Origin of the sequence: Halalkalibacter oceani (assembly GCF_023715605.1) — a bacterium.
In the GTDB taxonomy this organism is placed as follows: domain Bacteria; phylum Bacillota; class Bacilli; order Bacillales; family Bacillaceae_D; genus Halalkalibacter; species Halalkalibacter oceani.
In genome coordinates, this window is record NZ_JAMBOL010000016.1 from 30,696 (window position 1) to 45,113 (window position 14,418).

The 14,418-nt window shown below is 47.2% G+C and carries 13 protein-coding genes; 2 read left to right on the plus strand and 11 right to left on the minus strand.

What is annotated here, in order from left to right; translation table 11 throughout:
- Positions 1–118 precede the first annotated feature (118 nt).
- Genes M3202_RS15695 through M3202_RS15740 form a run of 10 tightly spaced genes read right to left on the minus strand, consistent with a single transcriptional unit; the run spans position 119 to position 9,979 of the window.
- Positions 119–1,144, minus strand: a complete 1,026-nt coding sequence (locus M3202_RS15695) for an ABC transporter permease (protein WP_251224250.1) — start codon at positions 1,142–1,144, stop codon at positions 119–121.
- Complete coding sequence (locus M3202_RS15700) at positions 1,137–2,642, minus strand: sugar ABC transporter ATP-binding protein (RefSeq protein WP_251224251.1); 1,506 nt, start codon at positions 2,640–2,642, stop codon at positions 1,137–1,139. The genes M3202_RS15695 and M3202_RS15700 overlap by 8 nt, the downstream gene beginning before the upstream one ends.
- A 37-nt stretch (positions 2,643–2,679) precedes the next feature.
- Positions 2,680–3,681 (minus strand): sugar ABC transporter substrate-binding protein, encoded by a 1,002-nt coding sequence (locus M3202_RS15705; protein ID WP_251224252.1) that lies wholly within the window; start codon positions 3,679–3,681, stop codon positions 2,680–2,682.
- A gap of 36 nt (positions 3,682–3,717) precedes the next feature.
- Positions 3,718–4,809 carry a Gfo/Idh/MocA family protein gene (locus M3202_RS15710; protein WP_251224253.1) on the minus strand — a complete coding sequence of 364 codons (1,092 nt, stop codon included), beginning with the start codon at positions 4,807–4,809 and terminating at the stop codon, positions 3,718–3,720.
- Positions 4,810–4,835: 26 nt separating this feature from the next.
- Entirely contained in the window at positions 4,836–5,159 is a 324-nt protein-coding gene (locus M3202_RS15715; RefSeq protein WP_251224254.1) for an L-rhamnose mutarotase, read from the minus strand.
- A 29-nt stretch (positions 5,160–5,188) separates the two neighbouring features.
- On the minus strand, positions 5,189–6,028 hold the full coding sequence (locus tag M3202_RS15720; RefSeq protein ID WP_251224255.1) for an amidohydrolase family protein: 840 nt from the start codon (positions 6,026–6,028) through the stop codon (positions 5,189–5,191).
- Positions 6,029–6,045: 17 nt separating this feature from the next.
- Entirely contained in the window at positions 6,046–6,492 is a 447-nt protein-coding gene (locus M3202_RS15725; RefSeq protein WP_251224256.1) for a MaoC family dehydratase, read from the minus strand.
- A 20-nt stretch (positions 6,493–6,512) separates the two neighbouring features.
- Positions 6,513–7,670, minus strand: coding sequence for a CaiB/BaiF CoA transferase family protein (locus M3202_RS15730; RefSeq protein ID WP_251224257.1), 1,158 nt, complete (start codon positions 7,668–7,670; stop codon positions 6,513–6,515).
- A gap of 12 nt (positions 7,671–7,682) precedes the next feature.
- Positions 7,683–8,825 (minus strand): CaiB/BaiF CoA transferase family protein, encoded by a 1,143-nt coding sequence (locus tag M3202_RS15735; protein ID WP_251224258.1) that lies wholly within the window; start codon positions 8,823–8,825, stop codon positions 7,683–7,685.
- Complete coding sequence (locus M3202_RS15740; protein ID WP_251224259.1) at positions 8,822–9,979, minus strand: extracellular solute-binding protein; 1,158 nt, start codon at positions 9,977–9,979, stop codon at positions 8,822–8,824. The genes M3202_RS15735 and M3202_RS15740 overlap by 4 nt, the downstream gene beginning before the upstream one ends.
- A 206-nt stretch (positions 9,980–10,185) precedes the next feature.
- Between M3202_RS15740 and M3202_RS15745 the strand changes: the two genes are divergently transcribed.
- Positions 10,186–10,893 carry a FadR/GntR family transcriptional regulator gene (locus M3202_RS15745; RefSeq protein WP_251224260.1) on the plus strand — a complete coding sequence of 236 codons (708 nt, stop codon included), beginning with the start codon at positions 10,186–10,188 and terminating at the stop codon, positions 10,891–10,893.
- A 269-nt stretch (positions 10,894–11,162) separates the two neighbouring features.
- Positions 11,163–12,386, plus strand: a complete 1,224-nt coding sequence (locus tag M3202_RS15750; protein ID WP_251224261.1) for a PucR family transcriptional regulator — start codon at positions 11,163–11,165, stop codon at positions 12,384–12,386.
- A 241-nt stretch (positions 12,387–12,627) separates the two neighbouring features.
- Here M3202_RS15750 and ade read toward each other — a convergent pair whose 3' ends face one another.
- Entirely contained in the window at positions 12,628–14,343 is a 1,716-nt protein-coding gene (ade, locus tag M3202_RS15755; RefSeq protein WP_251224262.1) for an adenine deaminase, read from the minus strand.
- Between the last annotated feature and the right edge of the window lie 75 nt (positions 14,344–14,418).

Consider the following 14,418-nt stretch of genomic DNA (forward strand, 5'->3'; position numbering starts at 1 on the left):
GTCGCTTAAAGATGCTTGAGGTTACTCACATAGAGAGGAGGTACCCCACTCCCTCTATGTGATGTAGCGACTCCGTCCAACGCTTAGAACTATCGCCCAAACCAGCTCCCATGCATTTTTAAGCGATATCCTTTTGCTGCCCTCTCCAGCCATAGGTCTGCATCGCGCTCAACAGTACGGCGAGGACGATGATCGAGCCTTTAATGACTAATTGCATGTATGGAGACACACCGATCAGGACCATTCCATTTCCGAGTATCGCAATAAATAACGCACCTAAAAATGTGCCAATCAACGAGCCGCGACCGCCGAACAGACTCGTTCCACCGACGATCACGGCGGCGATGACATCCAGCTCCCAGCCATTTGCTACGGTTGGGGTGCTTGACATTAAACGGGAAGAGAGAATGATACCGGCGATCGCCGTTAAGACACCGGTGATGACAAAAACAGCGACCTTCACCTTCGTTACCGGAACACCGGACAATTGAGCCGCCTTCATATTGCTTCCAGTCGCGTACACATATCGGCCAAACGTCGTTTTATTGAGAACATAGTAAAAAATTGCAAATAAGGCGACCATAATAATCACCGTTACCGGAATCGGTCCGATAAAGCCCGATCCGATAAAAGAAAAGGACTCCGGATAAGGAGTGATCGGGAACCCGCCTGTCACGAGGTACGCGACACCGCGCCAGACCGAAAGCCAGCCGAGCGTCGTAATAAAGCTCGGAATGCCATATCGGTTTCTCAGAAACGCGACAGAATACCCGCTTAAACCACCGATAACCATCGTAATGATGATCGCCAGCCAAATATTCATGCTCGCCTGAATCGCCAAAAACCCTAAAATCGCACTGCTCGCCGCAACAAGTGAGCCGACAGATAGATCAATTTCTCCTGTAATAATAACAAAGGTCATGCCGATCGCGATGATCGCAATCATCGACATCTGACGCAAAACGTCAATAAAATTCCCGATCGTTAAGAAGTTAGGCGCGGCGATGCTAAAGAACATCATCAATAACAAAAGCGCTCCAAACAGCCCGAGAACACTGCGATTATTAGAGAAGTACTCTTTAATATCAACCGTTTTATCCCGATTTCGCTCTGTCGCTTCTTCTACTTGAATCTGACTAGACATGCTGTCCACCTCCTACAATATGTGCGGTTAACGAATTTAATGTTAATTCGTCATCATTAATTTCATGAGTCGCCTTCCCGTCCTCTAAAATAATGACCCGGTCACAAATTTGGACCAGTTCATCTGCATCAGACGAGGCAATTAAAATTCCAATCCCTTTTTCAGCAATTTGATGCAGCAATTCATAGATTTGACCCTTAGCCCCGATGTCAATCCCTCTTGTCGGTTCATCGAGTAACAAAATTTTCAGATGATCCATAGCCAACCAGCGTCCCAATACCGCTTTTTGCTGGTTTCCTCCACTCAAAAACTCAATCGACCTTTCCGGCAAAGGTGGGTGCAGGTCCGTTTTTTCAATCGCTTCTTTTACCGTTTTATTTTCAGCGGTTTTTTTAATGGAAAAAGCGTGCGTAATTTGCCGCATGACAGAAACGACGATATTTTCCCTGATCGCTCTGCCGGGAAAAATCCCTTCTCCTTTCCTGTCCTCGGAAACGAATCCGACTCCGTGGCGAATCATATGCTGAATCTCAGGCGCGGCTATTTTGTCGTCTTCAATATAGAAGGATCCACTTTTTATTTTGTCAGCACCGAACAAGGCTTTTAACAGCTCGGTTCTCCCTGCTCCCATCTGCCCGGCCAGTCCAACAATTTCTCCCTTATGTAGCGTCAGGGAAATGTCCTGTAAAAATGGGGTGGAAAGATTGTTCACTTGCAGAACGACATTGCCTGTTCTGTTTATTCTTTCGCGCTTTGCCGTTTCCCGTGCTTCTCCAAGCATCAGATCGACCATTTCGTTAATCGTCTTCTCCCCGATGTGATACGTGCCAATATCCCTGCCGTCTCTCATAATCGTCACGCGATCACAAATCATTTCCAATTCATTCATTCTGTGTGTGATGTAAATAATACCAACATCCTTCGCTTTTAGTACTCTAATTAAGGCAAATAAGCGCTCGATTTCTTTCGCGTTCAAGGCCGAGGTTGGTTCATCCAATATCAATACTTTCGCATTAATCGAGATCGCTTTTGCGATCTCGACAATTTGTTGCTCCCCTACAGACAGGTCACTGACAAGCCTTTTTACATTTAATGAGACTCCTATTTTCTGCAATGCAATTTCCGAATCAGTTCTCATTTTCTTACTATCAATGGAAGGAGGGAAAGACTGTTTTAACGGCAGTCTTCCCATAAAAATATTTTCGGCGATACTTAAATCGTTGATCAGACTAAATTCCTGATATACAATGGAGATTCCCAATTCCTGTACTTGTTGAGGGTTTTCCACCTTAATCTCGTTGCCCTGCAGGACAATTTCCCCTTCATCCTGCTTATACGCGCCGGCGATAATTTTCATTAGCGTTGATTTGCCGGCTCCATTCGCCCCTAATAAGGCATGAACTTCTCCTTTCTTTAAGGTGAATCCTGCACCTTGAAGCGCTTTTACATTGCCAAAACTTTTCCTAATATTCGTTAAATTAAGGAGATATTCTGTCATGTTCATCCTCCGTTTTCATTCGGCCTTGAGCAGCAGTTTACAAACCGCTGTATTCATCCAGATATGCCTGAACCTTCTCCTTGTCTTCCTTTGAATACATATCCAACGGCACGATTGTTTCCGCCTCTACTTCCTCTCCCTGTAATGCTTTCACAGCCGTAATCACAGCCTGGTATCCGATTTCATATGGCTGCTGTGTCGAAACGGCATAATAAGGGTTCGAATCATCAAGCAAATACTGGGCCGTCTGTAAGCTCATATCCGTGCCAAAAACCTTTACTTTGTCTTCTAAGCCAGAAGATTGCACCCCGACGATCGCTCCGACAGCGCCACCTTCATTTGCTCCCCAGATTAAATCAATATCCGGATTCCCCCGAATGATTGTCTCTGTCACATTTGCCCCATCCTCCGGACCGGCAGCATCCTGCTGGGCAACGATTTCAATGCCGGGAGCCTGTTCGACTTCCGATAAGAACCCTTCCGCTCTCTGTTTTCCGATCTCATACATCGACAGCGTAATCATTGCGACTTTCGCTTCGCCACCCATATTCTCCTCAACATATTCGACTAACGAGCGGCCGGCCTGAGCCCCTAATTCAAAGTTATCGATGCCGACAAAATACTCCTGTACGTTCAGATCAACTCCGGTGTTGTAATTAACAACGAGCACATCCTTTTCTTGAGCCCTTTTTATCGCTTCGGCGGAGGCGCTTGAATCAATCGCTGACAGGAGAACAGCATCCTTTCCTTGAGAAGAATACGTGTCAAGCAAGTTGGACTCCTCGGTAATATCTTCATTCGCATTTCCAATCGTTAAATTGACATTGTTTTCTTCAGCGGCTTTTTCCATCCCCATTTGAATGTATTTAAACCATTCAACATCTGACTGCATCAAAATTCCGGCAATTTCGATCTGATCCCCACCTTCGTCGGTGCCTTCCGCGGAAGATCCCCCATCGGACGCATTCGAATTACAACCCGTTAACAAAAGTGCCACTGTAACCATGACAAGGCCTGCAAGCATTGACCATTTTTTCAATTTTCATCATCCTTTTTTCGTTTAATTGTCGATCATTTACTCAATTTCAGCTAAATGCACCGGTCTGTTTTCTGCCATAGACTGATAGGCCGCGAACAGCATTTTTAACGTAAGCAAATTATCTTCCACACTATTCTCAGGCTCCCGGTCTTCTTCAATCGCCCGCATTAACTCGCCCATCGTTCCGATAAAGGCATGAGGAAACCACTTTCCTTCCAGGGTCGGCTTGAACCAATAGTGTTCATCAATCTTTTTCGAATAAAATTGCAGCGTGTCTTCTTCTCCGACAGGGTAATTGTATAGCGCACCATTTGTTCCTTTAACGATGCCATCGGTGCCCTCAAAGCGAAATGTTGCATACCAGTCATCATGGTCAGCAAAGTTATTATGGTTATCGTGAATCAGCGCGCGGGTTTCATCTTTAAATTTCATATGGATCATCGTTCTTGTCTCCCCGACCGGAGCCTGGCCGGGAAAGCGCGCACCATCGGCGTAAATATATTCCGGCGTGCCAAAAAGAAAGCGAATGGAGTCCATGTAATGAATACTGTGATACATAACTTCCAATGTTTCGACCTTTCTTAAAAACTCCCAGCTGGAAAAGTCAGTCTTGACATTTACTTGAATGGTCGCCTGCAAAAGCTCTCCAAGCCAGCCGCGCTCAATAATCGAATGACTTGCCCTTATTCCCGGGGCCCAGCGCATTTGCTGATTAATCGCGCCCTTCACGCCGGCCTTTTTACAAAGCTCAACGATTTTGACCCCGTCTTTATATGTGCTCCCAAGCGGCTTTTGGCAGAGAACATGCTTTCCGGCCGCTGTTGCCATTTCAACGATTTCGACCTGCTTTTCCGCCGAAACAGCGATATCGATAATCGTAATATCCGGATCAGCAATCAGCTCCTCCGCACTTTGATACACCTTCGGAATCGAAAACCTTTCAGCCAGCTCCTCCGCCCTGCTGATCGTCCGATTTGTAATGCCGACGACATGAAAGCCGGCCAGCTTGTAAGCTGGAAGATGAGCTTCCCTGACAATCTCCCCCGCGCCGACAATACCGATGCCCATGCTTTTATCAACCGGCAGTTTCGGCTTATAATCCAAGTCCAATAATTGCTCGTTCTTCATCCTGCATCTCCTTTCCTGATTAACCGTTAATCTAAATGAAACACTTCCTCCATCGACGCCCACCATTCGCCTTCTTTCCTCGAATCGAGTGGAATTTGACACGGCTTGCATACTGCCCACCACTTTTGCGTCGTTTCATCTGCCGCCATTTTTTCCATATCCTTGTCGTAATCATCCCCGACATACTCTAAATAGCTAAACAAGTACCCATCCTTATGATAGATGGAGTAATTTTGAATCGAGCACTCCTTGATGACCTCGGCAACCTTCGGCCATATGTTGTCGTGCAGCTCCTTATAGAGCTCAAGCTGATCTTCCTTCACTTTGATAACGCTTCCATATCTTCGCATCGTTAGAACCTCCTTTCCCTCTCTTCCTGCTACAAATTCAGTCGATAAAATGCGTTCGCCGTTTGCCCAAACAAATTGTCAACCTCTTCTTGCGGGCGACCTTCAACTGCTTTTACCGTTTCTTCATAAACTTTGCGATAGTCTCCAGCGAGGTTAGCTACAGGCCAATCGCTGCCAAACATCAATCGCTCAGAACCGAAAATCTCAAACGAAAGATCAATATACGGCTTTATATCTTCCCACGTCCAACTTTTGGGGTCAGCGGCCGTATTCAAGCCGGATACTTTCGCATAAATATTCGGATAGGCGGCGGCTTTTTTTATCAAAGTCGCCCATGGCTCCATCTCTCTTTCTTTGATTGGCGGCTTCGAAAGATGGTCAATTACGATCTTCAGCTCTGGAATTTCTTCAGCCAGTCGCGGGGCATGGACTAAATGCTCCGGCAGGACGGAAACGAGATCAAATGTCAGTTCAAATTCAGCCAGCACCTTCAGACCTTCGATCACATTGCTTTGGATAATCCAGTCCGGGTCGGCTTCCATATGAATCAGATGGCGGACCCCTTTAAAGTATGGATTTGCTGAAAACTCTTCTAATTTCCTGCGCGCTTCCTCCGGGCGATCCAACGGAACCCAGCCAACAACGCCGGCAACCCATTCATAACGGGAAGCAGTATCGAGCATATAAACGGTATCGGCATAGGAGTTATCCGCCTGGACGATGACCGTCTTTTCAATACCGGTTTGTTTGAGCAACGGTTCCAGCTCATCTGCTTCAATCGTGCGGTAAATCGCCTTTTCCTGCTCGGTAGGCCATGCATACGTAAACCAGTCAAAATTCCAAAAATGCTGATGGGCATCAACCTTCATGCGATATGCTCCTTTCTTTACACAGATTGCTTTTCTGTTAAAAGCAGATGTTCACAAACTAACACGAGCTCATCATGTTGATTTATGACCTCCACAAGTTCCACAACAAATCCGCTATTGGTTCTCTTTGGATGATCCCTTTTTTCTTTAATCGTCACTTTGGCATAAATCGTATCACCAATAAATACCGGCTTAATGAACCTTAGACGATCATAGCCGTATGAGAAGGCGACCGGGTTAATATCACCGGCAGTCATCCCGATTCCCACGCTAAAGATTAACGTACCGTGTGCGATTCGCCTCTGGAACTCCTGTGTTTTACACCATTCTGCATCCATATGATGCGGATAGAAGTCCCCCGTTTGCCCGGCGTGGAGGACGATATCTGCTTCTGTAATGGTGCGGCCATAGGCAGACCGTGTATCTCCGATTTGATACTGTTCGTAGTAGATCGGCTTGTTCAACATAACCACTCCTTTTCGTCTTACGTCAGCTCTGCGATGATCTGCGCTGTATTTTCTCCCAGAAAGGGAGCAGGCTTCGAAGATTGATAGATTTCGCCATCAATTCTTATCGGACATCTTGTCGTCAGCAGCTGAAAATGATCCTGTCGTTCCACCTTTTGAATCATGTTCAATGCGTGAAAGCCCTCATGCTCCAGAAGCTGATGCCAATTCAATACTTCCGCGCACCAATAATCCGCACGTTCAAGAGCGTGTAACCACTCTTTCGTCCTTTTCGTTTTCAAGTGTTCAACCAGAATTTGCTTAATCTTGTCGCGGTGAGTGGACCAGGTTACAGGGTTTTCATATTTCTTTAAAGCTTCACATTGTAACAGTTCACCCAGCTGCGTTACTGACCCCATCGCCAGCGCCAGATAGCCATCCTGCGTTTCATATATCCCGTACGGGGCCGCGATATACGGATGGGCATTGTTGACTTTGCTTCTGACAGGCAATTGATGATCATCCTGTAAATAAGTCGTTAGCAGCTCAAATTGCAAGTCTACTATCGCTTCCAGCAGACTGACTTGAACATAGGCTCCTTTGCCCGAGACAGCGCGCCTGACCATGGCGGCAAGAATTCCTTGTGTCAGCTGCTCCCCCGCGATCATATCAATGATCGACAAACCGAAGGGAAGAGGCGGATCGCCGTCGTTTCCATTGAGCCATGTTAAACCGGACAACGACTGAACGAGCAGGTCCTGCCCGGGCTTATCCCTCCAGGGTCCTTCATTTCCATAGCCCGTGATCTCCCCATAAATAATTTTCTCATGATAAGCTTTGACGCTTTGATAATCCAAGCCGAGCCGTTCCATCACTCCCGGCCGGAAGTTTTCAATCATAATGTCTGCTTTTTTAATCAATGCTTTGACGATTTCCGCGTCTTCTTCATTCTTTAAATCAAGCTCGATGCTTTCTTTGTTGCGGTTAATCGCGTGAAAAAGCGTACTCTCACCCTCCAGTTCCGTATTCGAAATATAGAGCGTTCGACAAATATCACCTGTTCCTTTTTTCTCGACTTTAATGACCCGCGCTCCTAAATCGGCAAGCCTCAATCCCGCCGAAGGTCCGGATAAAAACTGACTGAAATCCAGCACGGTCAATCCCTTTAACGGCTTCTCCTGTTCCAATCCTGTCATATGCATCTCCTTTTACAGCTGAAAATCGCCCTCGATCTGTTCATTATGCTCACCAACACGCGGCGCTCCGCGAGAAGAGATTAACAGTTCTTCATTGAAGCGAATCGGACAGCGCGTTGTTTTCATTTCTTTCTCGCTATTTGGACTGACGGTTTGAACCATCTGTAATGCCTGGAACCCCTCATGAGCAAATAATTCCTTCCAAGTGAGTACTTCTGCGCTCCAATAGCCGGCGGCGTCCAATTTTTCAAGCCAATACGCCGTTTTCTCCTGTCTTAGATGCTTCAGCAAAATCAATTTGATCTCGTCTCTTTTTTCAAACCAGCTTTTCGGATCTTCATACGTCAGAAGCTCCGGGCAGTTGACTATTTCGCCAAGCTCGGTGATTGAGCCCATTGCCAATGACAGATAGCCATCCTGCGTTTCATAGACACCATAGGGGGCACCTAAATAAGCATGGGCATTATTAATCCGGCTCCGCTGAGGAAGCTGGCGTCCGTCATTAAGATGGGTCGTTAAAACTTCGAATTGCACAGCAATGATTGACTCGATCAGGCTCGTCTCGACAAAGCCCCCCTTATTCGTTTTCTCCCGCCGAATTAAACAGGCCAGTATTCCTTGCACCAAATGAGCTCCAGTGAACATATCAGCTATAGCAAGCGGAAAAGGAACGGGAGGCTGATCGTCATTGCCATTTAAATAAGCTAATCCGGAATAAGCCTGAACGAGCAAATCCTGACCCGGCTTCCCCTTCCATGGTCCGACTCTTCCATATCCTGTAACACTGCCGTATACGATTCGCTCGTTAATTTTCCGGACAGTCTGATAGTCCAAATGTAATTTCTCCATCACGCCCGGACGGAAATTTTCAATTAACACATCCGCTTTTGCGATCAGCTTTTTTACCTTTTCTAAGTCAGCCGCATCCTTCAAATCAACAGCGTAGCTTTCTTTGTTTCGGTTGATCGTATGAAACAGTAAACTGCTGCCGTCTATCTCCTTGTTTTTCAACGCCAATGCCCGATTCGCTTCCCCGCTGCCCTTTCGTTCGATTTTAATAACCCTTGCTCCCAGATCAGCTAATCTCAAAGCAGCCGATGGCCCTGCGAGGTATTGGCTGAAATCCAAAACGACGATCCCTTCCAACGGCTTCATCGGCCTTCACCTTTTTTCGTATCACGGTACAGCTGATCTAATTTCTTTAACGTTGATCTTGCACTGCCCCCATGAATCAAATAGCTTCGGATTTCTTCTCCTGCCTGCTCCTGGAATTGCAAATAGCCCGGGTAGCGCGGTCTGACATAAGCCCGTTCAAGCGTTGGAAGAGTATCCTTGAAAAAGGCCAGCGATTGCCGGTTCACTTCTTCATCCTCCCAGGCCGCTTTATGGCCTGGCTGCCCGCCACTCTCAAAATAGAGCGTCCGTTGGACAGCGGGACTCAGGGTGTACTCCATAAATCTGACAGCGCTTTCGACGTTGCGGCTTTTATTGGAGATCGCCAATCCGGTCCCCCCTAGAGTCGAGCGAAGCAACGTTTGATCATCAAGCTTGACCAGATCGGTAAATTTCAACCGGTGTTTCGCATATCCACGTCTTGAATAATTCACATATCCATAGCAAAACGGCGAATAGAGTAGCAGATCATCATTCGCCGACATCTGCTCACATACATCAATCGGATTCCAGTCAAACATCTGCGGCGGACAAAGGCTGGCGAGTTCTCTCATCTGCTCTAAAGCCTTTTCTCCCACCTCGGCACTTACAACGATGTCCTCATGCGTGCCCGGCTCCTCTCCCTGGGAAACAACCATCATATAAAAATCCATTAAGAGATAAATCCCTTTTCCGGCGTAAGCCACTTTTTTTCCTTTTGCGACTTGCAGCAGCTCATTCCAATTGCGAGGAAGGGGGACTTCGTATTTTTCAATTAAGTCCGGACGATAGACGGCCACCGGGGCAGCGGCATCCAATGCCAACGCGCTCTGAAAGCCATTAAAGTTATAGCTGATATGAGAAGGGCCTACTGAATTTTGTTCCTGGTCTTGTAAAAATGGTCCGCTCAAGCATTCTTCCAGCCTGACAAGAATATTTTGGCTTGCTGCAAAGCCTGCCCACGGATGATCGATCACCATTAAGTCATACGTGCTGGCAAGCGTATCAATCGGAAAATCCTCAAAATCCTTTAAGGATCGTTTCTCCCATTCTATCTTTATATCCGGATTCAGCTCTGTAAATCGTTGCGATGCCGCTACGAGAGAAACATATCCTCTACTATGATCCCATGTAATCCCTTTCAAAGTTGTCGTCATGTAGTTCCTCCTTTACTACCATTGCATATCATCTGTCATTACGGTACACTGGTACTACCACAAAACCATAGTATCATCTGAATTTTCTAAATGCAATCATTTATTTGTTGATTTTTAGAATTTACGGTACTCTTACACTAGTTAAGAAAGCCAACCTTCAAAAAAACAAACTTGAAAATAAAGACGTGTGAAAGGGGTAATCTTTAATGGTTGATGTAAAAGCCGTCAAGAAAATTACCGTTACCGAACAAATAATGGAGCAAATCGCCACATTGATCACAACGGGTAAATTAAAGCCGGGAGAAAAGCTCCCTACCGAAAGAGTCCTGGCAGAAAAGTTCAATGTCACAAGAAGTCGCGTCCGTGAATCACTTCGCGCTCTTTCGCTGATCGGATTAATCACAATTAAACCGGGAGAAGGCAGCTTCGTTAAAGAAAGCCAGCTTGCCTTCCCGGCTGAAACGATCACCTGGATCTTTCATCGCGAGATTAATAATTTAAATGAGATCTACGCTGCCAGAAAGCTTATTGAATCAGAGGTTTACCTCACAGCGGCACGGAATGCTACCGATGAACAAATCGAACATTTAGAGCGTTTAGCTGAGAACATCGTGAAAATAAAAGGGGACGATCAACCTGACGTTTATCTTCACCATATAGATGAGTTTGATTTATATATGGGCGAAATTTGCGGCAACAGCATCTACGCGAAACTAATGCAGACCATTATTCACCTGCGGAAGGAAACAAGCTTAAAAATCCTTAGCGTACCCGGTTCGATTGAACAGAGTGTCGCGCTCCGCTCAAAATTAATCGAATCGATCAAAAAGCATGATTACGAACAAGTACAAGAAAACATTGACACCTTCTTTAAACATTCACGTGATTTTTACGACAGCATTCTTGACTCATAATTTCCTGGTGGTTGGGGCCGGACAAAAGGTTGGTTGTTTTTCTACCTTTTGCCCGGCCCTTTTCGCAGCCCTGCGGAAGCGCCATGATCTTGACCGGTGTGAAAGGATTTCCACACCGGTCTTGTGACGTGTAGAGCCATTGCCAGCAGGTCAAAGCTAGTTTTGTCTCCAGCTCATTTTTTTCTTATCCCTCTCCCCGTTATCTTTCCCCATAAAAAAAGATATGATATTCTAACAGAATAAAAGTTTATCAGACAAGGAGTTTGCCGATGCAGGATCATGCCCAAATGTTCAATCGTCCGTTTGATTCATTGGAAGAGTTTGTTGATACCATTAGTGAGTGCTTACAGTGTCCGGTTACGCTGGAGGATGCCAACCACTATTTGCTGGCGTACAGCTCTCATGACGATCAAACCGATGCAGCACGGATTGCGACCATTATTGGGCGGAGAGTCCCTGAAAAAGTGATTAACCGTTTTTGGAAGGAAGGGGTCATCCCGGCGTTAAATCAGAGCAATGAACCGGTGATTATTTCGGAAATGACGGAAATCGGGCTTGGGCGCCGCGTCGCTGTCTCGATTCGCAAAAATGAAGAAGTTCTCGGTTATATTTGGGTTTCTGAGTCCGGCCGCACGTTGTCAAAAGATGAGCTCGAGCTGCTGAAAACGGCAGCAAGCAAAGCGAAAAATGAGCTTCTTCAGCTTAATATGCAGCGGAAACGGAAGGAACGCAATTATCAGAATGTCCTTTGGCAGTTAATGACCGGCGATGTCCATGATTATACGGAGATGAAGCAGGATTTACAGGCGATCGGCATGCATCCGAAGATGGGCTTCTCGGTGATGATCATGCGCTTCCCGAAATTATCCGAGACGCTCTATCGGCAAATTACCTATGCAGCGAAAACCTCACAGAAAATCACGCTTTTCATCACCGCCCAGGATGGCGATCAAATTATTTTTCTGACCGGACTGCCGGCAAAAGATAAAGGCAGTCAGCAAGCGCTGACTGCTTTCAGTTCCACCCTTCAGGCTCAGATCGCGGAGCGTTTCAGCATTATTCCGGCTGCGCTTGGCTGGGGCTCTGTCTATCATGATTATGACTATATCAAAAAGAGCTACGAAGAAGCGCAGAAGGTGATTCAATTAAAACAAGCCTTTCCGAAAGAAACGGAAGGCCTGCTGTTTTTTCATGAGCTTGGCGTGCTGCGCTATGTTGAGTTTTTTCAGCGACACAAAGCGGCTGCGGCTGTCGGGAAACATCCCGCTCTGGCCATTTTGCAGCACTACGATAAACGACATCGCACGGAGCTTTTTGCCACACTAAGAGCCTTTTTGCTGACGGACGGCAATATGAATGAGGCCGCCTCTCTGCTCCATGTTCACGTCAACACGCTAAACTATCGCCTGAAACGCATTAAGGAACTGACTGAGATCGATCTAAAAAATCCGATCCAAAAGCTTGGTCTCTACTTTGATCTCCTTCTCGATTAAGGGGAAAAAACGAGCGCTTCACTCGCCAAAAGCCCGGTGCGAGAAACCCACTCACAACGAGGCCACTGAAAAACCTCTTTTTCCGTAACTCGAAGAAGAGTAATGGCTCCGCGCGTTGCACGCCTTGCTTCGAGACACCCACTCGTAGCAAGGCTTTCAAAATCAGGCAACGGCTACGCTCATTACTTCTAATATTTCCCGCTATCATTTTATCCGCTCAGCCGCACTTGAAATCAACTTCTTACAAATGCCTGAACGCTTCAACATCAAACAAGCCGCAATCGGTCAGCTTTAGCGCCGGGATGACCGGCAAAGCGAGAAAAGACAAGGTCAAGAACGGATTCCACCCTTCCTCCACGCCGAGCTCTTTTAAGCCGGCATCCAACGTTTTTATCGAGCGATAAACTTCTTCGTAAGGTGCTATCGACATCAATCCGCCAAGCGGCAAAGGAAGCCCGGCAATCAGGCTCTCCCCTTCAGCAAGCACCATTCCACCGTTCATCCGGATCAACTGCTCAATCGCAGTACGAATGCTCGCATCATCTGCTCCACACGCCACAATATTATGAGAATCATGGGCAATCGTTGCGGCCATCGCGCCTTTTTTGAGCGGAATTCCTTTGACAATGCCGACCCCGACATGGCCGAGAGCCCGATGCCGTTCAGCGACGACCAGCTTCAGCTGATTATTAGCAACAGATGGCTGAAAAAGCCCATCGCGGCTAGCCACAGGCTCCCGCAAATGCTTCGTTACGATCGAACCCGGTGTGACGCCAATAACCGGTTGCACCTCCTCTCGAACAGGCAAAGCAAACGCATCATCCGCCAGCGGCTTTACGTTGATGCTGTGTAAGAGAAAGTCCGGCGGTGCGATTGGCTCGCGTAACACCGTTTTCAGCTCGCCCTTTTCGGCGATAAGTTCCCCTTTCACATAAACACGCTCGATGTCCAGCGTCTTCAGATCACGCAGGAACAAAAGACTCGCTTCATAGCCTGGCGCGATCGCTCCTTTTTCCCGTAGGCCAAAGCACTCCGCCGCATTGAGGGTCGCCATCTGAATCGCCTGGAGCGGATCGAGGCCGAGCGAAACGGCCTTTCTCACACTGGCATCAATGCTTCCTTCATCGATAAGATCATCAAGATGCTTGTCATCTGTCGCGAACACGCATCGTCTCGCGTTGGCAGTCGTGACCGCCGGAAGAAGTGCCTCCAAATCCTTGGCGGCTGTCCCTTCACGAATGAGAATGTACATCCCTCGGCGGATGCGTTCCTCTGCTTCGGCGGCAGTGACGGCTTCATGGTCATTCGAAATTCCTGCCACACGATAGGCATTCAGTCCATCGCCATCCAAACCGGCAGCATGACCGTCGATTCCTTTTTGCCGCTTCCTCGCAGCCTCCAGCTTTGCGACCATCTCTTCTTCTCCGGCAAATACTGCCGGATAGTCCATTACTTCTGCCAGCCCATATGCCTGATCCTCATCAAACAGCTCCTCAACTTCTTTCGCGGTTAACGTCGCCCCATTATGCTCAAAGCTCGCAGCCGGGACGCAGGAGGGCACCATAATGTGAATATCGAGCGGTAAATCTTTCGCTGCTTCCAGCATATAACGAACCGCTTCCTTGCCTCCTACATTCGCCAGCTCATGCGGATCGGCCATCACGGTCGTCACCCCATGCGGGAGTACAACCTTGGCAAACTCCTCGGGTGTGACCGTTGCTGACTCAATATGGACATGACCGTCAATAAAGGACGGCACAAGAAATGCACCAGCCGCATCAATTTCGACTTCCCCCTCATAAGAGCCGACACCGACAATCACCCCACCGGTAATCGCGACATCTGCTTCATATGTGGTTAACGAAAACACATCAATAATTATTCCATTTTTAATAACCAGCTCCGCCTTCTCCCGTTTTGTCGCGGCAGCCAGTTTCTGCTTCAATGTTTGTTTCATAATCTATCTCCTTCTGTCCAGCTTTTTCATTCATTCAGTTTACCTTGCTTTGCGCGGAAATGCACGACGATCAGG

Bases quoted from the DNA above. Each gene is read 5' to 3' on its own strand.
- M3202_RS15695 (WP_251224250.1), bottom strand. From the start codon at position 1,144: ATGTCTAGTCAGATTCAAGTAGAAGAAGCGACAGAGCGAAATCGGGAT.
- M3202_RS15700 (WP_251224251.1), bottom strand. From the start codon at position 2,642: ATGACAGAATATCTCCTTAATTTAACGAATATTAGGAAAAGTTTTGGC.
- M3202_RS15710 (WP_251224253.1), bottom strand. From the start codon at position 4,809: ATGAAGAACGAGCAATTATTGGACTTGGATTATAAGCCGAAACTGCCG.
- M3202_RS15715 (WP_251224254.1), bottom strand. From the start codon at position 5,159: ATGCGAAGATATGGAAGCGTTATCAAAGTGAAGGAAGATCAGCTTGAG.
- M3202_RS15720 (WP_251224255.1), bottom strand. From the start codon at position 6,028: ATGAAGGTTGATGCCCATCAGCATTTTTGGAATTTTGACTGGTTTACG.
- M3202_RS15730 (WP_251224257.1), bottom strand. From the start codon at position 7,670: ATGACAGGATTGGAACAGGAGAAGCCGTTAAAGGGATTGACCGTGCTG.
- M3202_RS15735 (WP_251224258.1), bottom strand. From the start codon at position 8,825: ATGAAGCCGTTGGAAGGGATCGTCGTTTTGGATTTCAGCCAATACCTC.
- M3202_RS15740 (WP_251224259.1), bottom strand. From the start codon at position 9,979: ATGACGACAACTTTGAAAGGGATTACATGGGATCATAGTAGAGGATAT.
- M3202_RS15745 (WP_251224260.1), top strand. From the start codon at position 10,186: ATGGTTGATGTAAAAGCCGTCAAGAAAATTACCGTTACCGAACAAATA.
- M3202_RS15750 (WP_251224261.1), top strand. From the start codon at position 11,163: ATGCAGGATCATGCCCAAATGTTCAATCGTCCGTTTGATTCATTGGAA.
- ade (WP_251224262.1), bottom strand. From the start codon at position 14,343: ATGAAACAAACATTGAAGCAGAAACTGGCTGCCGCGACAAAACGGGAG.